Origin of the sequence: Staphylococcus pseudoxylosus, from assembly GCF_044794325.1 — a bacterium.
Lineage (GTDB): Bacteria > Bacillota > Bacilli > Staphylococcales > Staphylococcaceae > Staphylococcus > Staphylococcus pseudoxylosus.
The window spans coordinates 2,743,829-2,765,431 of the sequence record NZ_CP085024.1 but is presented as its reverse complement, the minus strand read 5'-3'; the positions used below and the strand labels follow the sequence as shown (position 1 = coordinate 2,765,431).

17 protein-coding genes are annotated in these 21,603 nt (G+C 33.5%); 13 read left to right on the top strand and 4 right to left on the bottom strand.

From position 1 onward, the window contains the following. Positions 1-14 precede the first annotated feature (14 nt). The 5 genes from thiC to LG295_RS13175 all read left to right on the top strand — a co-directional run bounded on the left by thiC (position 15) and on the right by LG295_RS13175 (position 6,439). Positions 15-1,751, top strand: coding sequence for a phosphomethylpyrimidine synthase ThiC (thiC, locus tag LG295_RS13195; RefSeq protein ID WP_404476026.1), 1,737 nt, complete (start codon positions 15-17; stop codon positions 1,749-1,751). Positions 1,752-2,064: 313 nt separating this feature from the next. After that, entirely contained in the window at positions 2,065-3,045 is a 981-nt protein-coding gene (locus LG295_RS13190; RefSeq protein ID WP_107555708.1) for a tripartite tricarboxylate transporter substrate binding protein, read from the top strand. Positions 3,046-3,057: 12 nt separating this feature from the next. Then, on the top strand, positions 3,058-3,501 hold the full coding sequence (locus tag LG295_RS13185; protein ID WP_017723402.1) for a tripartite tricarboxylate transporter TctB family protein: 444 nt from the start codon (positions 3,058-3,060) through the stop codon (positions 3,499-3,501). Between the two features lie 14 nt (positions 3,502-3,515). Continuing rightward, complete coding sequence (locus tag LG295_RS13180; protein ID WP_404476024.1) at positions 3,516-5,015, top strand: tripartite tricarboxylate transporter permease; 1,500 nt, start codon at positions 3,516-3,518, stop codon at positions 5,013-5,015. A gap of 383 nt (positions 5,016-5,398) precedes the next feature. Continuing rightward, positions 5,399-6,439 carry an NAD(P)-dependent alcohol dehydrogenase gene (locus tag LG295_RS13175; protein ID WP_404476023.1) on the top strand — a complete coding sequence of 347 codons (1,041 nt, stop codon included), beginning with the start codon at positions 5,399-5,401 and terminating at the stop codon, positions 6,437-6,439. Positions 6,440-6,943: 504 nt separating this feature from the next. Here the strand turns inward: LG295_RS13175 and melB are convergent. From melB to LG295_RS13160, 3 genes are all read right to left on the bottom strand, one after another. Then, positions 6,944-8,314 (bottom strand): melibiose:sodium transporter MelB, encoded by a 1,371-nt coding sequence (melB, locus tag LG295_RS13170; RefSeq protein WP_326020543.1) that lies wholly within the window; start codon positions 8,312-8,314, stop codon positions 6,944-6,946. A gap of 145 nt (positions 8,315-8,459) precedes the next feature. Further along, positions 8,460-9,758: an alpha-glucosidase/alpha-galactosidase gene (locus LG295_RS13165; protein ID WP_107557807.1), complete on the bottom strand. Its 1,299-nt coding sequence runs from the start codon at positions 9,756-9,758 to the stop codon at positions 8,460-8,462. A gap of 169 nt (positions 9,759-9,927) precedes the next feature. After that, a complete protein-coding gene (locus tag LG295_RS13160; RefSeq protein WP_107557806.1) occupies positions 9,928-10,815 on the bottom strand; it encodes an AraC family transcriptional regulator in 888 nt (295 codons plus the stop codon). Positions 10,816-11,333: 518 nt separating this feature from the next. Between LG295_RS13160 and LG295_RS13155 the strand changes: the two genes are divergently transcribed. The 6 genes from LG295_RS13155 (at position 11,334) to ychF (ending at position 19,357) form a co-directional block, all read left to right on the top strand. Further along, a complete protein-coding gene (locus LG295_RS13155) occupies positions 11,334-12,863 on the top strand; it encodes an NADH dehydrogenase subunit 5 (RefSeq protein WP_318832443.1) in 1,530 nt (509 codons plus the stop codon). A gap of 1 nt (position 12,864) precedes the next feature. Next, positions 12,865-15,513, top strand: coding sequence for a DUF2309 domain-containing protein (locus tag LG295_RS13150; protein WP_107557804.1), 2,649 nt, complete (start codon positions 12,865-12,867; stop codon positions 15,511-15,513). A 185-nt stretch (positions 15,514-15,698) separates the two neighbouring features. After that, positions 15,699-16,067: a DUF2294 domain-containing protein gene (locus LG295_RS13145; RefSeq protein ID WP_107557803.1), complete on the top strand. Its 369-nt coding sequence runs from the start codon at positions 15,699-15,701 to the stop codon at positions 16,065-16,067. Positions 16,068-17,138: 1,071 nt separating this feature from the next. Next, entirely contained in the window at positions 17,139-18,023 is an 885-nt protein-coding gene (locus LG295_RS13140) for a mechanosensitive ion channel family protein (protein ID WP_107557802.1), read from the top strand. A gap of 21 nt (positions 18,024-18,044) precedes the next feature. Beyond that, positions 18,045-18,260 carry a DUF951 domain-containing protein gene (locus tag LG295_RS13135; protein WP_017723390.1) on the top strand — a complete coding sequence of 72 codons (216 nt, stop codon included), beginning with the start codon at positions 18,045-18,047 and terminating at the stop codon, positions 18,258-18,260. Next, on the top strand, positions 18,260-19,357 hold the full coding sequence (gene ychF / locus LG295_RS13130) for a redox-regulated ATPase YchF (RefSeq protein ID WP_107554731.1): 1,098 nt from the start codon (positions 18,260-18,262) through the stop codon (positions 19,355-19,357). The genes LG295_RS13135 and ychF overlap by 1 nt, the downstream gene beginning before the upstream one ends. Positions 19,358-19,506: 149 nt before the next feature. Here the strand turns inward: ychF and LG295_RS13125 are convergent, their stop codons facing one another. Then, positions 19,507-20,313: a GH25 family lysozyme gene (locus LG295_RS13125; protein WP_107557801.1), complete on the bottom strand. Its 807-nt coding sequence runs from the start codon at positions 20,311-20,313 to the stop codon at positions 19,507-19,509. A gap of 427 nt (positions 20,314-20,740) precedes the next feature. On the opposite strand from LG295_RS13125, the gene rpsF reads away from it, so the two are divergent. Then, positions 20,741-21,046 carry a 30S ribosomal protein S6 gene (gene rpsF / locus LG295_RS13120; RefSeq protein WP_107531107.1) on the top strand — a complete coding sequence of 102 codons (306 nt, stop codon included), beginning with the start codon at positions 20,741-20,743 and terminating at the stop codon, positions 21,044-21,046. Between the two features lie 18 nt (positions 21,047-21,064). After that, a complete protein-coding gene (ssb, locus tag LG295_RS13115; RefSeq protein WP_039069219.1) occupies positions 21,065-21,580 on the top strand; it encodes a single-stranded DNA-binding protein in 516 nt (171 codons plus the stop codon). Positions 21,581-21,603: the final 23 nt, after the last annotated feature.

The window sequence follows — 21,603 nt, the reverse complement described above, 5'->3', positions numbered from 1 at the left end:
AAGGAGTTTTTTATTTGGAACAAGAAAAAATTGAATTAAAAAAACAATTTCCATCAAGTCAAAGAATATGGATTAGTGGAGAAGATCCAGATATTCGAGTGCCATTTAGAGAGATACAACTTTCTCCGACCATAACAGAAGAAGGAACAACTGATAATGATCCAGTGTTAGTCTATGATACTGCAGGCCCGTACCACGACGATAATTATAAGATTGACGTTCAAAAAGGTATACCGAAAATGCGAATGACATGGATAAAAGAAAGAAATGATACATTGCAATATGAAGGAAGAAGCATAGTTTCATTAGATAATGGATTTAAGTCAGATAATCATAAAAAATTTGTCGAGACACCGTTTAAATATCAACCAAGGAAAGCAGAAACAGGTAAGAATGTTACTCAAATGTATTATGCGAAACAGGGGATTATCACGAAAGAAATGAAATTTGTAGCTATGAGAGAAGATACATCGCCTGAGTATGTACGTTCTGAAATTGCGCGCGGAAGAGCGATTATTCCTAATAATGTAAATCATCCTGAGTCAGAGCCGATGATCATTGGTAAAAACTTTCAGGTGAAAGTAAATGCCAATATAGGAAACTCAGCAGTTAGTTCTTCCATAGAAGCCGAGATAGAAAAATTAGTCTGGGGTATTCATTGGGGTGCCGATACTATCATGGATTTATCTACAGGTAAAAATATTCATGCTACGAGAGAATATCTTTTGAGAAATTCGCCTGTTCCAGTTGGCACAGTGCCTATCTATCAAGCACTTGAAAAGGTAGATGGTTCTGCTAAAGATTTGACTTGGGAAGTTTATCGAGACACACTGATTGAACAAGCAGAACAAGGTGTTGATTATTTTACTATACATGCTGGTGTGTTATTGCGATATGTACCTACAACAGTTGATAGATTAACAGGTATTGTCTCGAGGGGTGGATCAATCATGGCACAGTGGTGTTTAGCTCACCATGAAGAAAGCTTTTTATATACACATTTTGAAGAGATTTGTGAAATTATGAGTCGCTATGACATTGCAATTTCTCTTGGTGATGGATTAAGACCTGGCTCAATCTACGATGCAAATGATGAGAGTCAAATACTAGAATTAAAGACACTGGGCGAATTAACTGTAATAGCATGGGAGCACGATGTACAAGTGATGATTGAAGGTCCAGGTCATGTACCGATGAACAAGATAAAGGAAAATCAAGACCTCGCTGATTTCCATTGCCAAGAAGCGCCATTCTATACATTGGGACCATTGACAACTGATATTGCACCAGCCTATGACCATATTACGTCAGCGATTGGCGCCGCACAAATTGCTAGTCATGGTACGGCAATGCTTTGTTATGTTACCCCTAAGGAACATCTAGGGCTGCCTAATAAAGATGATGTAAGAGAGGGCGTTGTTACGTATAAGATTGCTGCGCATGCAGCTGATTTGGCCAAAGGATTGAAAGGGGCACAACGCAGAGACGATGAAATTAGTAGAGCGCGATTTGAATTCAGATGGTATGATCAATTTAATCTATCGTTAGACCCAGACAAGGCGCGTTCATTTCATGATGAGACCTTACCTGCTGAGGCAGCAAAAGTTGCCCATTTTTGTAGTATGTGCGGACCTAAATTCTGTTCGATGCGTATCTCCCATGATTTGAGAAAACATAAAGATTTAAAATCAGAAGGATTGAAGCAAAAGTCAGAAGAATTTGTTTCGAAAGGTAGTAAAATTTATCGTTAAATATAGGTTATGAGTCAGTCTTATCCGTTAAAAAATTGCTTTGTTATCTGCGAAATCAGGAAAGATTATTTAGATTAAATACTCAGGATGAAATTACGTTTTTAACCTATAATAAATAAAAGAAGTGTTTTAATCGTTTCAAAATAAATATTGTCTAAAAGCACGATAAGTTTATAAGCTTGTCGTGTTTTTATTTTTATTAATAATTTATTAATAGATAATATAAAATTTTAATAAAAATAATGTTCACTTATTCAGAATTTTCTGATAACATGAAAGCTAGTTTGTAATCGCTTACATAGGGAGGGGTATTATGAAAAAATGGTTAGCTTTAGTCATTGTTTGTTCAACTGTGCTTGCTTCATGTGGCAAAAGCAATGAATCAAACGCATCAAAGAACCAATTTCCAGATGAAACAGTAGAAATTGTTGCTCCGGCTTCTCCAGGTGGAGGTTGGGATACGACAGCGCGTGCTATCCAAAAAATCATACTGGAGGAAAATTTAACTAAACAAAATGTTAATGTTATTAATAAACCTGGAGGTGGCGGTGAAGTAGGTTGGCAATATTTAAAATCACGTTCACCTAATACGATTTCTATTAATTCAAGCTTATTATTATCTAATAATGAATTAGGATTAAGTGATTTAAATACTGATGATTTTACGCCTATTGCTATTTTAGCAACAGAATGGATTAGTCTAACAGCATCTAATAAGTCGAATTTAAATTCTGGTAAAGAAGTTATGGAAAAGTTGAAGAAAGATCCTAAATCTTTAACGATTGGAGTTGCACCGGGATTGGGAAATAATGATCATTTAGCATTTGTTCAAGCTGCAAAAGAATATGGTGTTGATGTAGAAAATATTGATTTTCTTGTTTATAAAAGTGGAGGAGATTTACAAACTGCTCTATTAGGTGGACATGTAGATGTAGCTTCAACAGCTGTTTCTGAGGTTAAAGAACAGCATCAAACTGGTAAATTAAAAATGTTGGCTGTAACTTCTGATAAACCAATTGAAGGTATTGAAGATGTACCTACCTGGGAAGATCAAGGTATTGATGTAGTATTTCCACATTGGCGTGGCGTCATGGGTCCTAAAGATATGACACCTGAGCAACGAGAGTATTGGGATACTACAATGGAGAAAGTAGTTAAGTCAAAAAGGTGGCAAGAAATAAGAAAAAACAATGATTGGGAAAATTTCTATAAAGATAGTGAAGAAAGTGAAAAATTCTTGAAAGCGCAACGTAAGAAATATAATGAACTAGTAAATGACTCAGGTCTAAAATAAGGGGGAGTATAAATGTCACGACTTGTTTTTCCATTAGTATTAATATTATTTGGTGTGATTTATTTAGTGCTAACTATCAATATACCGAAATCTAATATTGGTGATCCTAATAGTCCTATGTATTTTCCATTATTAATCGGTCTATTGCTTGTTGTAATGAGTATTATTTACTTTTTTCAAGAATTCAAAAAGCGTCATCAAAAATTTACAGCTTTTTCACAATTACTCGAAAAACGTACGTTTATACGTATTGTACTGACTATCATTTTAGCGATAATATATGCTTTTATTTTTGAACCCTTTGGTTTTTTAATTTCAACCATTCTATTTTTAGGTTGTATTATGTTCTTGATTAATGGATATAAAAGATGGTTACAAAATATTTTAGTAACAGTAATTTTTTCCGGTATTGCATGGTATACCTTTTCGCAATTATTAGATGTTAGTTTACCTTAAGGAGGGTTATATGAATGGGGATTGATACAGGTAGTTTTTTGGAAGGGTTAACGACAGCATTTCATCCGATGAACCTTTTATGGGTACTCATCGGTGGTTTTCTTGGTACGGTTGTAGGGATGTTGCCTGGATTAGGGCCTGCTACTGCAGTAGCAGTACTTATACCAGTTACTTTTGGTATGGAACCAGTAAGCGCATTAATTTTGATGGTCTCAATTTATTATGGCGCTATGTATGGAGGTTCTAGAAGCTCTATATTATTAAATACTCCAGGTGATGGATCAGCAATTGCAGCTACATTTGATGGTTACCCGATGACTAAAAATGGTGAAGCGGGTAAAGCACTTACAATTTCAGCTATAGCTTCATTAATTGGTGGGATTACAGCAGTTATTGGTTTTATAGTTCTAGCAAAACCATTGTCAAATTTTGCTTTGAAATTTGGTCCGCAAGAATATTTTTTATTATTTTTATTTACACTTTCAGCTATTGTTACTTTGTCATCAGGGAAGATGGTCAAAGGATTTATTGCAACAAGTATTGGACTGATTATTAGTACTGTAGGTGTGGACTTACAGACAAGTATTTATCGTTTCACTTTTGATATCCCACATTTAAGTGAAGGAATAGATTTCTTAGTAGTTATAATAGGGGTATATGCAGTAGCAGAGGTTCTGTACAATTACTTGAACCTACATGCATTAAAGCCGCCAAAAAATGACGTGGGATCAATGAAATTATCAAAAGAAGATTGGAAAAAAACACGTGGAGCGATGTTTAGGCAAAGTCCAATTGGTTTCCTAATCGGTGTTTTACCTGGAGCAGGAGGATCTATTGCGGCAATGCTAAGTTATTCGACAGAAAAGCAAATATCCAAAAACGGTAAAAATTTCGGAAAGGGTCAAATAGAAGGCGTGGCTGCGCCTGAATCTTCTAATAACGCTGCATCAGTCGGGGCTTTGATTCCATTATTAACAATGGGGGTACCAGGATCTGGAACCACAGCTGTTATATTAGGAGCTGTGGTGATGTTAGGCTTACAGCCAGGACCATTATTATTTGAAAATGAACCTGAAATGATATGGACCCTTGTTAATAGTATGTTTATCGGTAATATTTTTTTAGTTATATTAAACATTGCTTTAATCGGCTTACTATTAAAGATTTTACGTACACCACCTAAAGTGCTATATCCAATTATTTTAGTGCTTGCATTTATCGGTACATATACATTAGGTTATAGCGTAATTGATTTTTATATTTTAATTATCTTCGGAGTTATTGGCTTAGTAATGAAGTTGTTAGATTTCCCAATCGCGCCTTTAATCTTAGCTTCGATAATTGGGTCAGATATGGAACAAAACTTTCGTAAAAGTTTAATAGTAAGTAATAATAATATATTAGATATATTTATAGGGTCATCGATAAGTATTGTATTATTATTAATGACAATTTTAGCATTGTTCTATCCACTGATTATAAAAGGCTTTAAAAAAGCAAAATTAAAAAAATAATTTGGAAATAGATGGGTTAAAACTATGAATCTAAACTGAAATTCTTTTCGTTATTTAGTAAGTGCAGATTAATTATTTGATTGTTTTAGAGAGTAGAATGGGAATCATATTTGAGTAATATGATTTTCTTTCTACTTTTTTTCATGTGTTTTTTGGTATAGATGTATAGTGATAAATGTAGGTTAATAAAATTTAATAAATTTTAAAAGCTTTTGAATTTAAGCACTTATACAAATAAGTTGAATTTATCAGTCATATAGTGTGAATAATTACTTCTTAATGTATAGGCTATTTTTTAGACTAGAGTTAACTCTAAGCGCTATGATATTAGGTGAAGAAGTTGGAAAGTCTTCAAATAGGATAAGTACTGGAGGAATTATTTTATGATTAATGCTAAAGCTAGAGCGGTTTACGGGCCGGATTCGAATTTTCATGCTACAGAAATTAAAAGACGAGATCTTGATACACATGATGTATTAATTGAGATTAAATACGCAGGTATATGCCATTCTGATATTCATACTGCACATGGTGAGTGGGGGCCAGTTCACTATCCACTAGTGCCAGGTCATGAAATTGCAGGTATTGTTAAAGAAGTTGGGTCAGAAGTGAGTAAGTATGAAGTAGGTGATCGTGTCGGTGTTGGTTGCATGGTTGATTCTTGTGGCGAATGCGAAAATTGTCAAAACGGCGAAGAACAATATTGTCTAAAAGGAATGGTTGGCACATACGCAGGTACGGATAGATATGGTGAACCGACACAAGGCGGTTATTCAACACATATTGTAGTACATGAAGATTTTGTATTACGTATTCCTGATAATATCGGTTTAGATGCTGCAGCTCCATTACTTTGTGCGGGTATTACTACTTATTCACCTTTAAATCATTGGAAAGCAAGTGAAGGTAAAAAAGTAGCAATCATCGGTATGGGCGGTTTAGGACACATGGCTGTTCAAATTGCAAATGCTATGGGCGCAGAAGTTACTGTATTATCACAAACGTTAAATAAAAAAGAAGATGGTTTAAAATTAGGTGCAACACATTACTATGCAACAAGTGATGAATCTACATTTGAGCAACTGCCTAAAACTTTTGACTTAATTATCAATACAGTAAGTGCAAACTTGCAATTAGATGATTATCTTAAATTGCTTACATTAGACGGTACCATTGTTAACGTTGGGGCACCAGCGGAACCAATCTCATTAAGCGTTGCGAACTTAATTGGTCACCGTAGATCATTTGCTGGGTCAGCTATAGGAGGTATACGTGAAACACAAGAGATGTTAGACTTCTGCTCTGAACATAATATCAAGCCTCAAATTGAAATGATTTCAGCTGATCAAATAGATGAAGCTTATGAAAGAGTTTTAGCATCTGATGTTAAATATCGCTTTGTCATCGATACAAGCACAATGTAATTAACTTGCAATTAATGAATAACCAACGTGCTTTAAAATAATTTAAAAAATATATTATAGTAGCCACTTGTTTTAGGCAGTGTTTTGAAATAAGTGGCTATTTCTATACATATAAGTTATAAATTGCATGAAAATTATAATTGTATAATATGCCTAGACGCTTATATAATTATAAATATTAAGTAATTTTTATATAAAAAATTTGTATAAGTTAAAATTTACTATTATACTAGCTTATAAGCGTTTAAGTAAACGCTAACATAATGTTACAATAGTTAGGAGTGATTTTCATGCCAGATACAGATACTGCATCAGACTTATTGGAAAAATTCTTAGACTTACTTATACTAGCTTTTAAATAATAAACAAATTATATTATTAGCAACAGCCCCCTTGCTATTTCAAATAGTAAGGGGGCATTTTTGAATATTAGTGGCTAAAGCACTAAATATAGTACTATAGACTAGTCATTTTTGTTTATCAATTTCGCAGTGGGTAATTAGATTATCCTTTTTTACTTTTTCTCAGATTTAATACATTTACCACATCTTTTATATATGTGCCTTTTAATTTATAACTCCATTTATAAATGATAAAACTAGCTAGTATACAAATTATTGGGAGTATAACCATAATGAAACGTAATCCATTTTTTGTGAATTCATTTTGTTGAACACCCGGTTGATAACCTAAAAGCGTTAAACTCCATCCAGTAATTAAACCGGAAATGGCCATAGCTGTTTTCATTAAGAACGTCTGAGTAGAAGTGATAACGCTTTCGTTTCTTTGTCCAAATTTCATTTCACTATAATCAATGACGTCTGCTATTGAAACGGTTATTATTCCCATAATGAATCCAGTACCAATTTTGATAAAGGTAGTACCTAATACAACAGGTAATATGGCTTGTGGTGAAATGTAACTTGCAGCTAGCAAAATCAATAGTCCGAATATTACACTGCAGGTTGCAATAGGAAATATACGTTCCCTTGTAATCCATTTTGCAATTCTTGGGAACATAATTAAAGCAAGAATTTCTACAAATCCCATACCGTTATAGAGTGCAAATAAAAACTTGGATTCAGCTACATAGCTAAAATAATAAATGAGAACATTTCCAATGATTTGTGTACATAAGAAAAAGGTGATTAAGATACCAATATAATTCAAGAGTTCTTTGTTAGTAAATAATATTCTCCATATGTCTTTGAAACGTAATGTAATACCTGTGTCTATATTTGTAGGGGCCTCTTTTACATTGTGAACAGTAATTCCCATTGTTGTGATAAAGAAGATAATTATAATGATTGTGAGTATTAAAAAGCCAATGGACTGATCACCATTTCCAAATAAATTGTCCAAGAATAGTACAATGCTTAAACCGATAGCACCGAGAATTAAATTAGCTAGGCTCGCAAAAATTCTTGGAATCACTGATACCTCTTCACGCTCGGTTGGGTTATTAGTTAAATTTGGCAACCATGACCAATAAGGAACATCCATCATAGTGTAAGTCATGCCCCAAAGAATATACATAATTGTGACAAATACATATAGACTGGTCCCAGACAAATCAAAATTTGTGAATAATATAAGAGTTACAAAAGAATTGATAATAGTACCAATTACTAACCATGGTCTGAATTTTCCCCACTTTGTTTTTGTTTTATCTACAATCATACCCATAATAGGATCGTTGATAGCATCCCAAATTCGAGCTACAAAATATAATGTACCTACAAAACCAGCTGTAATGCCTAAGATGTCTGTTAAATAATACATAAGATATATGCCAATTAGATTAACAACTAAATCTTTACCAAAAGCACCAATGCCAAACGAATACTTTTCTTTACGTGTTATTTGTCGCTCCAAATAAATCACCTCATAGAAAACTTAAGTCGTTATATGAACAAAATACTCAAGTTTTTAGATATATAACTTTTAATTTTAGTAGTAAAATATTTTAAAAAACCAGACACTGCTCATCTAATTGAATAATCACAGGTCTGGTGTGAGTTTATTTATATGGTGGAAGCCAATCACCGTGGGCTTCAATTAAATCATCACAAAGTGAGATAATATCGTTGATAGATAGTTCAGCAGCTGTATGTGGATCTAACATAGCAGCTTGATAAATTTTTGATTTATCGTTAGTTAATGCAGCCTCTATTGTTAATAATTGAGTGTTTATATTTGTTCTGTTCAAGGCTGCTAGCTGTTCTGGTAAATCCCCTATATAAGTAGGCGCTACACCACTTGCATCAACTAAACATGGAACTTCAACAACTGCATTTTCAGGGAGGTTGCTTATTAAGCCACCTGTGTTTAATACATTGCCGCCAATTTTAAATGGTATATTTGTTTCCATTGCTTCAATAATATAAGAACCATATTCGTTGGAACGTTGATGAGTCAGGTTTTGATCATTGACTATATCATCACGCATTTGTGACCATTCTTCTATTTGTTTTATGCAACGACGAGGGTATTCATCTAATGGAATATTATAATCATCGATTAATTCTGGGTATAGATTTTTAATGAAGTAAGGATGGTATTCTGCGTTATGTTCAGATGACTCTGTAACATAAAAATCAAATTTATCTAAAATTTCAAAACGAACCATATCGTCATGTTTTGATTTTTGTTTTGCTTTGGCACGCTTTTTGATTTCCGGATATAAGTCTTTGCCATTTTGTTTGATTTCAAGCAACCAAGCCATATGATTAATTCCAGCAATCTTAGATTGTATGTTCTCTTGTGGCAAATCTAATGAATCTAATAAGTCATTCGTACATACTTGTACACTATGGCAAAGGCCAACCGTTTTAATACCTTCTTTTAGCATTATATTAGTTAAAACTGCCATTGGATTTGTATAATTTAAAAACCAAGCATTTGGACATACTTCTTTTATATCTTCGGCAAAGGCTTGCATTACTGGTATTGTTCTTAAATTACGGAAAATACCACCAACACCTAATGTATCAGCAATAGTTTGTCTTAAGCCATATTTTTTGGGTATTTCAAAATCAGTAATCGTAGCAGGATCATATCCGCCTACTTGTATTGCATTGATGATATATTTTGCTCCTGATAATGCCTCTTTACGATTATGGTATGCGCTCACAGTAACGTTTGAATTTAAATTTTTCTTTAAATTATTTAACATCATTTCTGAATCGTGCAATCGTTGTTCATCTATGTCATATAAAGCAAATTCAAAACCTTGTAATGCTTCTACTGTCATACAATCGCCTAGTACATTTTTGGCGAAAACAGTACTTCCTGCGCCTAGAAATGTAATTTTGTCCATTAATCATGCCCCCTAATTTTATTTGAAAACTTAATGATCATTAATACCGTTTATTTTTGAAAATTTAAAGCGAAAATTTTCTAGTATCACTATAGCTTATGTATAGATTAGACATTATTTTTAGGACAAACAAGCGTAAATAATATTGAAAAGAGTAATATATTGCTGTTTATAAATCTATAAACAACTTATCAACTGGCATGATTGTAGTGTTTTTTCGATAGTTATTGGGAGTTACACCAATGATTTTCTTGAAAACTTTACTAAAATAATTGCTAGAAGCGTAACCTACTTCATACGCGATAGATTCAATATTTTGAGAACTTTTAGTTAATAAAATTAATGAATTTTTAATTCTAGTTTTTGTTAAAAAATTAATAGGCGTATCATTCACAGCTTTATGAAATTGGCGACTAAAATGATATTTTGATAAGCCCGAAACTGCTACTATATCGTCCAATGTAATATCTTGTTGATAATGATTTTCTATAAATTTAATTGCTTTTATGGTAGGGGGAGGATAATTATTAGATTTCTGCAAACCATATTCGAGATACTCTAAGCATTTCATCATAAATGTATAGGCACAGGATGAAGATTCGTATCCATGTTTAATGCCCACAGCGTCTATTTTTCGCAATGTTTCTATAATATATTTTATAGGTTCAGAATTTATAGGGAGTTTGAGGATATTTCCATGTGTAGATACAATTCTATTAAATAATCTACTAGCTTCTTCGCCATAAATTGTAAAATAAACAAATTCCCATTCACTCGAATGGTTAGGAAGATAGTAACAATGATTACTTGGTACACGAACAAAAAAAGCATCGCCTTTAGAAAGTTGATAATTTTTTTCGCCTATAGAAATTGCACCGTAGCCACGAGTCGTATATTGAAAAATGTATACATCTTGTTCTCCTCTGTGCAAACCATGCCATCGATAATTTGAACTTTGTACGAGTTCAAAACCTATTGCACTTAAACCAGCAACATTATTCTGGTAATCTCCTTTGAATCTAAAACCATAAGCACTGTAATCAATTTTTCTCGTCAACTTCTACCCCTCCATACTTTCTAATTATTTTAGCATTGTTTAAGTAAAAACATTAAATATATATTTATAAAATTCCTGTTGAATTAATGCTTCTTTTGTTATTTATAATTGCTGTTTCTTGACAATGACGAACAATAAGTATATGTTTGTAATGTTAAATAAAAATAAATATAGTCGTTGATGTGCGTTTGAACTAGGTGATTTAGGCTTTAGCAAGATGTTAATAGAAATATTGGCAGATTGAAAAAGTAAACGAATTTAAGTAGAAAACGAAAATCATACGACATATGTAGACTAACTTAATTTAATTTATAAATTTAAAAGCAACATGCATATATAGGTAGCAAAACAAAACACTGCATAAAGTATTAGCGTGCGTTGTGATGAAGCCGACAATTGTAATAAATCGACGGAGATTTATTATATATTGTCGGCTTTTTTATTCAGTCTTACAATTATATTTTAGAAAAGCTAACTTTATGATCACAGTCTTCATACCTAATAAAGGAGGATTCGATATGCTTACATCGCCTAATTTATCATTACTATTCATACTATTATTTGTCGCGATATTCATCTCAATAATAAGCAACATTATATTTTTGAATAAGCGCATATCACTAGCGTACGTTCGTATACATATTTGTTTAGTAGCATTGCCGCCATTGATAGCGTTTGTTGGCTTAGTTTTAGCACCAAAGAACACCAATCTTGGCTTATGGTATTCAGATGTTTTATCTTGGTTGATGGCGTTTTTCGTATTGATTATCGGGTTAATCATCCAACGTTATTGTGTACGCTATTTGGCTGGAGATAGAAGCTTTAGAAAATACTTTATGCTATTTACTTTAACGACAAGCTTTGCAGCTACAGCATGGTTAACAGGTGATGTCCGTATTATGGTAGTCAGCTGGGGCTTCACGTTAATAGGCCTAACATTACTCATTAGTTTGACGAGCGCTTGGAGAGTGACAAGAGCAGCAGCAATGGTTACGGGAAAATTATTTTTCTTAAGTTGGTTGGCATTATTGTTAGCTGTTATATGGTTAGGATTTGTAACAGGAGAATGGCATTATACAGGTATATTCACCGAAGCTAATCTTAATCAAATTAATGCATGGGCACGTTTTGGTATTAATATTTTAATAATATTAGCAGTTATGATTCCAGCGGCACAATGGCCATTCCAAAGATGGTTAATAGAGTCTGTTGCTGCACCAACACCTGTTTCTGCAATTATGCACGCTGGCATTGTGAACGCTGGAGGTATTATGCTTACGCGTTTTTCTCCACTGTTTAATGGTGACATCGCAACAATTGTTTTATTATGCTTTGCGAGTATCTCTGTACTTATAGGTGCAGGTATTAGTTTAGTACATGTAGACTATAAACGGTTATTAGTGGGTTCAACAATAGGGCAAATGGGCTTTATGTTAATTCAATGTGCGTTAGGCGCATACATACCTGCAATTATTCATCTAATATTACATGGTTTATTTAAAGCGACACTCTTTTTACGCTCTGGTTCAGCTGTACGACATTTTAATGTACCGAGTCGTGCAAATGAAAGAATGTCTTACCTATGGATATTAGCAGGACGTGGTTTAGCAATTATGATGGGTCTTGGCTTTTGGTTATCTGCTCCAGAACAAGGATATCGTTTAGTTAGCGGTCTTATTTTAGCATGGTCATTATCCGTATCTTGGACGCAACTAGTTGCCTTTGGTGAAGGGAAATTTGGTCGTGTCATGGGCTTATTAGTACTTAGTATAGTTGGCATCGTCTATTATATCGTTCACCATTTCTTTAGTGATGCTTTGCATACCATCGCATTTCATAGTGCACAGCCACCTATATTCGCAACCGTAATTGTTGCGTTAATTTTATTATTTGGTAGTTTGATGAGTACGTGGGTAGCGCGTCATCGTTCATCGGCAGCATTTTCAATTATTTATATGTGGATTGTATATTTAGGTGATGCAAAAATTGAAACAGTAGAACGTCATCCTAATTACTTGAAAAAATATTTATCCAAAGGAGGGCACTAAAATGGGAGAATCAAACAAACATTCTGTTGAGCAATCGAGTTATATTAATGATATTCGCATGACAGTTGAAAATGCGAGCAAAGTCATTGTTCCTTTATCACCCATTTCAGTATTTGCTGCTAGAAGTCCCTGGTCTGGATTAGAAGATAAAACATTTGATGAAGTAGCAAGTTGGTTAAAACAAGTGCGTAAAGTTGATATTTATCCAGCGAGAACAACTATTATAGAAGCAAGACAACAAGGTGAAATAAGCGATAAGCATATAGAACGTCGTTTTCAACAATGGATAAAAGAGACAGAGTTATCTATTCCGAAAGCGCACGCTATTCAATATGGTCACCAAGCATTAAAACTACAACCATTAGAGTCATACTCAGAGAAACAAGAAGACATAGATGAACTCGTGGAAGATTTGACGGAAAGTCTAAAGGAAAGCAATATTGAATCCAGACAATTTTCATCAGTGCCACTAATTAGTACATACGTCTTTGATGATAAAAATGAAAAATTAATCGATACTTTAGATTATCATGTAATCAAATGGTGCAAGTTATTTATTGATGACGCACAATCCGGATGGACGATGCCAAATAGAGATAAAGGACTTTTTAATGCTTGGCAGAGATTAGTACCATATGATCTAGCGTTAACTAAACAACAACGTACACGTCTACAATCATTGCCAAACGATGCTGAATCATTACTTAAAACATCATTAAATAAGCTAGGTATTAAGGATCTAGAAGTTCAAACATATTTAGAGAATCATTTATTATCATTGCCAGGTTGGGCGGGTATGATGATGTGGCAAGATGACCATCATAAGAAAGTTCATGATTTATTATTTACTTATCTTGCTATACGTGTTGCGATGGAATGGGCAATCGTAGAGCCTCATTTACCTGTAACGCCTCCAGATGCTAAAGATGAAAATGTTTTGGAAACAAGCATTGTGTCATGGTTGCAGTGGGGTGGATTTACGATAGAAACTTGGCGTGCGTTAAGTATAGAAGAAAAAGAACAATATGTGCAGTTTGCGAAAGCGTTTAATGAACAATTGTGTCGGAAATTGTGGTTGGAAGCATGGGAAGAAACCTATAATGAACAATTAAAAGATATGATTGTACCAGAGCAATCTCATCAAATAACAGCAAAAAAAGTAGAAGTTCAAATGGCATTCTGTATTGATGTAAGGTCGGAGCCTTTTAGAAGACAGGTTGAAGCAGCTGGTCCGTTTGAAACTCTTGGTATTGCAGGCTTTTTTGGTTTGCCAATAGAGAAATCTGAGTTAGGTAGTAAATACAGTCATCCGTCATTACCAGTTATGAATCGACCACAGCATAAAATCCAAGAATACACACATGAACGTGAGCCTAACGCATTTCAACAACGTAAGCATGCACTAGAATCTGTTACGTATACATTTAAAAAAATGAAACAGAACGTTTTGCCTAGTTTACTTTTACCGGAATTGAGTGGCCCTTGGTTATCGCTACAAATGTTAACGAGAAGTTTTGTGCCGAGACGTACGGGAGCGATGATTCGTAAGTTTTATAGCAATTGGTTACAAAAACCTCAAGATACTGCTTTAACATTGGATCGTGATCAACATCATAACCACCAACATATACATTTTGAAGATGGGTTACCAATTGGTTTCACCAAAACAGAAAAAGTAAATTACACATTACAAGCACTAAAATTAATGGATTTAACTAAAAACTTTGCGCCGTTAGTTGTGATGTGTGGTCATGGTAGCCAAAGTGCTAATAATCCTTATGCGGCTTCATTAGATTGTGGCGCTTGTGGTGGGGCAGCCAGCGGTTTTAATGCTAAAGTTTTGGCTCATTTGTGTAATATGACAGAGGTTAGAGAAAGTTTGTTACAGGAAGGTATAGAAATCCCAGAAAAAACTATTTTCGCAGCTGCAGAACATCAAACTTCTGTAGATGAATTGAAGTGGATATATTTACCAGAATTATCTCAAGAAGCACAAATAGCTTATGATAAAATCGAAGCGGCAATGCCTCAAATAAGCTATGCCGCAAATGAAAAAAGATTGGCGCAATTACCGAATAATAATATAGTTAAACCAAACCCAGTCAATGAAGTTCATCGTATAACAAATGATTGGAGCGAGATAAGACCAGAATGGGGATTAGCGAAAAATGCAGCATTTATTATAGGTCAACGTGAATTAACTAAAAATAGTGATTTAGCAGGTAGAGCATTCTTGCATAATTATGATTGGCAAAATGATAAAGATGGTAGCATATTAGCAAATATTATTGCCGGTCCAGCACTTGTTGCGCAATGGATTAATCTGCAATACTATGCGTCGACAGTAGCACCTCATTTTTATGGTAGTGGTAGTAAAGCAACACAAACAGTAACGGCGGGTATCGGTGTTATGCAAGGAAATGCCAGTGATTTATTAACGGGATTGCCATGGCAATCTGTTATGGCGTCTGATAACAAGATGTACCATTCCCCGATAAGATTATTGATTGTTATCCAAGCACCACAGTCATTTATCAAAAACTTATTGGATAATGATTCTGATTTTAATCAAAAAATAGTTAATGGCTGGGTTAGATTAGCCAGTGTTGATGAACAAGGTTTATGGCATGATTGGACAACTAACCTTTAAAATGGTTGTGGGATATCCAATGTCTCCACTTTATGTCATTGAATAAAGCAATTGGATATATTGTTGAGATAGCTTATATTTCCTAAGGAATACAGCGTAGCTATAGAGAAAATTGCTGAAAAATGGTACTGTTATCTTTGTTAAAATAAATTTCTAATTTTGGTTCTACAGGAGATGTATATTTAATGAAAAAAACCAAAGGTACCTATGAATCTGAAATCAGTAAAGCAATTACACAATGGGAAAAAGATTTCCTTGGTCGTGGTTCTCTTTCAGTTAAAACAGACATATTGCGTGATATGATTATAGTCAGTTTACAAGGTGTACTGACACAAGCAGAGTATAAAGTTTGTGGCACGAATGAAGGATTGTTAACGATTAAAAGAACACGTTCTAAACTTGTAGAATCAGGTATAGAAGAACTTAATGAAATTGTGTTAACAATTTCAGGGGAAAAAGTTAAAAGCTTTCATACAGATTTAAGCTCTATAACTGGAGAACGTATAATGATTTTTAAATTATATAATGATTTAGAAAAAAAGTTTGCTGAGTAGCAATACTGATTTTTTTCGAACTAATACACTTAATTTATTGATAAATTAAGTGTATTACTATATGTAACGTTGAAAATTTATTAGAAGTAAATTAAGCGCATATTTAAGGGGGCGAGACTTAATATAATATTGTATGTGGCAATAGCACCAAAAAATGCACATACTGTTGTAAGGGACAGTATGTGCACATTACTAGTTATGAATCAGGAATCCGGAAGAGTAAAGTTTGCGTTAAAAACTATCATATAAATAATTGGGTGTTAAAGTATCATAATCTTTAATTAAGGTTCTTAGTTAAAGATTCATTGTTCTAGAAGCTCTAATAGTGTAGAACATAAACTAAGTATCACGGGATTAATATTTTAACTTTAACCACTAGCTTGAAAATAATATGTAACTTAACTATTTAATACCCAACAACGACGAAAAAAGTATTATTTAAATAAAGTAACATGAATTCGTTTAAAAGCTTGTGTAAAAGTGGTTAGTCATATTAATATACAAAGTTTACTAAAAGTGAGTTCACCTCCTACACGTAAATATTATAATAATTGAATAAATTTTTGGCGAAAATTCCCTAACTGCACAAAAACAATGCGTAAATGTTAATATATAAAAATTATTTAAAAATTAATTATATGTAATTTTATACTCTCGTCTATTAAGCGATTCACATAAAAATATGATTAATTAAAATCGATTATTTTTATACATCACGTAATTTGAATTTCTGCTATTCTATAAAAATAAAAAATAAAAATACACTTGAATTATTAAGAAAGTTTATAGTAATATTGCTAATTGGGTGTTAAAGGATCATAATTTTTAATTATGGTTCTTTTTCTTTTGCCATTTTTTAACAACAAACGTTAAAAATAACGTGATAATTATGCTTAAATACTTTGCTAATGTTTATATTTTTAATAAACTAGATGAGGTTAACTTTTACTGCAATTAAGTAGTAGCATAAATCGTGGATAAGGTTTTAATTTAGAGCGAAAGTTGGATTTGTTTTACCTTTAAAAAGGTTATAATAAAATGAAGTAAAGTTGCGTTAAGGAGGAAATATAGTTGGATCAAGTGAAAAATATTCTCTATTCTATAATAGAGCCATTATTGCAGCCAGAAACATATCAATCATTACTCTCTAATTTAATAATGATAATAGTTTACGTAGTGGCAGCATGGATTATCTTACATTTTGTGAATAAAGGTATCGCGCAGTTCTTTAAAATTCAAAATAAAAGCAAGAATGGTAATAAAAAACGTTCAAAAACTTTAATATCATTAGTGCAAAACGTAGTCTCATATGTGGTATGGTTTATAGTGTTGACTACGATTTTAAGTAAGTTTGGTATCAGCGTAGGAGGCATTATAGCAAGTGCCGGTGTCGTTGGACTAGCCGTTGGTTTTGGCGCACAAACAGTAGTTAAAGATATTATTACTGGGTTCTTTATTATTTTTGAAAACCAATTTGATGTAGGAGACTATGTTAAAATTAGTAATAGTGGAGCTCCAGTAGCAGAAGGTACTGTTAAATCAATAGGGTTAAGATCCATGCGTATTAATACTATTTCTGGTGAGCTGACTACATTACCTAATGGTAGTGTTGGTGAAATTACGAATTACTCCGTGATAAATGGCGAAGCAATAGTAGAAATTCCAGTTTCTATAACAGAAGATATTGATAAAGTGGAAGATGAATTAAATGATTCTTTTGAGGCAATTCGCTCGAAATACTATTTATTTATATCTACGCCAGAGGTTGTTGGTATAAATTCCATCACAAATAATGAAATCGTATTGCGTATTTCTGCAGAGACGATACCTGGAGAAGGCTTTACAGGTGCACGCATTTTAAGAAAAGAAATATTGAAATTATTCAAACTTAAAGAAATTAAAATGCCGCAGCCAATGATGGTACAATACGAAGCAAATCAACAAAATAATGCATAAGACGGTCGGAGGTGTTACAGAATGACATCCAATTACGGTTTGAATGATATTGTAGAAATGAAAAAACAGCATGCATGTGGTACGAATCGTTTTAAAATCATTCGTGTAGGTGCAGACATCCGAATAAAATGTGAAAACTGTCAGCGCAGTATTATGATTCCTAGACAAACATTTAATAAAAAACTAAAAAAAATTGTGGTATCACAACAAGATACTACCGATAAGGAGAATGAATAATGGCTTTAACAGCAGGTATTGTCGGCTTACCAAACGTAGGAAAGTCCACACTTTTTAATGCAATTACAAAAGCAGGTGCACTTGCAGCAAACTACCCATTCGCAACAATTGACCCTAACGTAGGCATAGTGGAAGTGCCAGATAGTAGATTAGACGTGTTAACAGAAATGGTAGAACCGAAAAAAACAATTCCAACTACATTCGAATTTACCGATATTGCAGGTATTGTTAAAGGTGCTTCTAAAGGGGAAGGTTTAGGTAATAAATTCTTATCTCATATCCGTGAAGTAGATGCGATTTGCCAAGTTGTTCGTGCTTTTGATGATGACAATGTTACACATGTTTCTGGTCGTGTAGATCCGATTGATGACATTGAAGTTATTAATATGGAGCTCGTATTAGCAGATTTAGAATCTGTAGACAAGCGTTTACCAAAATTAGAAAAAATGGCACGTCAAAAAGATAAAGATGCAGTTAATGAAACGCGTATTTTATCAAGAATTAAAGAAGCTTTAGAAGAAGGCAACCCTGTAAGAAGCTTGGAATTTACAGAAGAAGATCAAAAATATGTGAATCAGGCTCAGTTATTAACATCTAAAGAAATGTTATATATCGCTAACGTGGGCGAAGACGAAATTGGCGATGAAGATAATGAAAAAGTAAAAACTATCCGTGAATATGCAGCGAAAGAGGATTCTGAAGTTATCGTAATCAGTGCTAAGATTGAAGAGGAAATAGCTGTACTTGAAGATGAAGATAGAGAAATGTTCTTAGAAGATTTAGGTATTGAAGAACCAGGTCTTGATCGTTTAATTCGTACAACTTATGATTTGCTTGGTCTTGCTACTTACTTTACAGCAGGTGTACAAGAAGTACGTGCATGGACATTCATTAAAGGTATGACTGCGCCACAATGTGCGGGTATTATTCATACGGATTTTGAACGTGGTTTTATTCGTGCAGAGGTTACTAGTTATGACGACTACGTTGAATTTAACGGTGAAAATGGTGCCAAAGATGCTGGTAAACAGCGTTTAGAAGGTAAAGAATACATTATGAAAGATGGCGACGTTGTACACTTTAGATTTAACGTGTAAAACAATTAGCCTCCAAATGATATATTGGCATACTGGGATATAAATATCTCAATATTATAAAACAGGCTGGGACAACTTAAATTGTTCCAGCCTTAATCATTATATTGGTAATAGTTTAAGATCTACTCCCTTTACTATGTTTATAAAGGTTAAGAGATGAACCAATCGGTACTAACATTTGGTCCTGTATAATTCGCATCTACTTCTTGATTTAACTCAGGGGAAGCGTAGCTATCAGTATACTGCCATAAAACATGGTCGCGAGTAGGCTGACCTGGGTTGTAGTTAGCCATCCAGTAGCCATCATAATTTTCTACAGATTGTTCAGCATGTTCTAACATGAAATTTTCGTATGAATAAAATAGTACTTTTTTATTTCCAGCTAAACCTTTCATTTCGTCATACCAAGCATCCGTGCTCTCTTCGGTAGTGCCAGAAGTAACTGAATTTTGTTCGAAATCATTTATATAAAAACTTGCTTTTGGGGCTCGGTTATATAAAGTTTGTGCCTCATAACGTGCGTCATCAGGATTTTCATACATACTATATGAATATACACCGAAGTCTAAGTCGTGTTTGTCTAATAAATCAGAATTGTGTTCTAAGGACTCGTCTATTTTTTCTGAACCGTATTGGGCTCTAATGATAATGAAGTCGTAGTTTGCTTTTAAGTCTTTTACTTCTTGATCAGTCAAATCGCCTTGCCATTCAGAAATATCTAAAATACGTTCACCATTTTGTGTAGTTCCAGCTTCTGATTGAATATCATTAGACCGGGTTGCTGTCTCTTGATTTGTACCTTTTTCTGGATGTTTATTCAAATATTGCTGGTATCCATATCCCATTGTCCCTTTTTGGCTTGAGGTATTATCAGCTGCATAAGCAGAGTTAATCGTTGCTGTTGATGCAAATAATACACACATTGTAACGAATCCTTTCTTAATTGCAGAAACCATAACATACTCCTTTGTTTATGTATTTGAAATTATCACTAAAATAAAGTGGTTAAAAATATAAAAAACGAACATAGTGGTTATGCTAGTAGAATTAAAGTGGATTTTCAACCTTACCTTAAATGACATTTATTTTTTATTAAAATAATGAATTGTAATTTATAAATTTAAATGTATGAAATGGTGTCAATTTATACATTATTAAAGTAAGCGAATGTCTATATATGAGAAATAGCTATTGTAAAATCAATATTTTCTAATGTTTCATATGAAACATTCATATGAAATTAAGCAATTGCTAAAGATGGATAACCATTGTAAAAAGTAAAGGCTTGTGCTATAATTCTTGATTGTGAGTAATGAAAATTATTCCTTGCTTGTCACATAATGATGATGAGCCGCATAGACCACAAGGAGGTGCAATTATAAAATGAGAACATATGAAGTTATGTACATCGTTCGTCCAAACATTGAAGAAGATGCTAAAAAAGCTGTCGTTGAACGTTTCAACGGAATTTTAGCTTCTCAAGGATCAGAAGTTTTAGAAGTTAAGGATTGGGGCAAACGCCGTTTAGCTTACGAAATCAATGATTTCAGTGAAGGTTACTACAATATCGTACGTATCCAAACTTCTGATAACGAAGCTACTGACGAATTCCAACGTTTAGCTAAAATTTCAGACGATGTAATCCGTTATATCGTAATTCGTGAAGACGAAGATAAGACAAGAAAATAATAGATGGGGGTCGTTTAAATGATAAATAGAGTTGTTTTAGTCGGTCGTTTAACGAAAGATCCAGAATATAGAACAACACCCTCAGGCGTGAGTGTTGCGACTTTTACTCTAGCAGTAAACCGTACGTTTACAAATGCGCAAGGGGAACGCGAAGCAGATTTCATTAATTGTGTCGTTTTTAGAAAACAAGCAGATAATGTAAATAACTACTTATTCAAAGGTAGTTTAGCTGGCGTTGACGGTCGCATTCAATCACGTAGCTATGAAAACCAAGAAGGACGTCGTATTTTTGTAACTGAAGTAGTTTGTGATAGTGTTCAATTCCTTGAACCTAAAAATCAAAACCAACGTCATGGCCAAGAAGGGAATAATAATTTCCAAAACTTTGGTGGACAACAATCAGGACAAAATACATCGTCATATCAAAATAACAATAATAATAACAACAATACATCAAATAATAATCAATCAGATAATCCATTTGCAAATGCAAACGGACCTATTGATATTAGTGATGACGATTTACCGTTCTAATCTACAAACATTGTGTGAATGTT

Coding starts and splice junctions, on each gene's coding strand:
- ychF (WP_107554731.1), top strand. CDS start 18,260: ATGGCTTTAACAGCAGGTATTGTCGGCTTACCAAACGTAGGAAAGTCC.
- LG295_RS13190 (WP_107555708.1), top strand. CDS start 2,065: ATGAAAAAATGGTTAGCTTTAGTCATTGTTTGTTCAACTGTGCTTGCT.
- LG295_RS13135 (WP_017723390.1), top strand. CDS start 18,045: ATGACATCCAATTACGGTTTGAATGATATTGTAGAAATGAAAAAACAG.
- LG295_RS13125 (WP_107557801.1), bottom strand. CDS start 20,313: ATGGTTTCTGCAATTAAGAAAGGATTCGTTACAATGTGTGTATTATTT.
- LG295_RS13145 (WP_107557803.1), top strand. CDS start 15,699: ATGAAAAAAACCAAAGGTACCTATGAATCTGAAATCAGTAAAGCAATT.
- rpsF (WP_107531107.1), top strand. CDS start 20,741: ATGAGAACATATGAAGTTATGTACATCGTTCGTCCAAACATTGAAGAA.
- ssb (WP_039069219.1), top strand. CDS start 21,065: ATGATAAATAGAGTTGTTTTAGTCGGTCGTTTAACGAAAGATCCAGAA.
- LG295_RS13185 (WP_017723402.1), top strand. CDS start 3,058: ATGTCACGACTTGTTTTTCCATTAGTATTAATATTATTTGGTGTGATT.
- LG295_RS13150 (WP_107557804.1), top strand. CDS start 12,865: ATGGGAGAATCAAACAAACATTCTGTTGAGCAATCGAGTTATATTAAT.
- LG295_RS13175 (WP_404476023.1), top strand. CDS start 5,399: ATGATTAATGCTAAAGCTAGAGCGGTTTACGGGCCGGATTCGAATTTT.
- LG295_RS13155 (WP_318832443.1), top strand. CDS start 11,334: ATGCTTACATCGCCTAATTTATCATTACTATTCATACTATTATTTGTC.
- LG295_RS13180 (WP_404476024.1), top strand. CDS start 3,516: ATGGGGATTGATACAGGTAGTTTTTTGGAAGGGTTAACGACAGCATTT.
- LG295_RS13165 (WP_107557807.1), bottom strand. CDS start 9,758: ATGGACAAAATTACATTTCTAGGCGCAGGAAGTACTGTTTTCGCCAAA.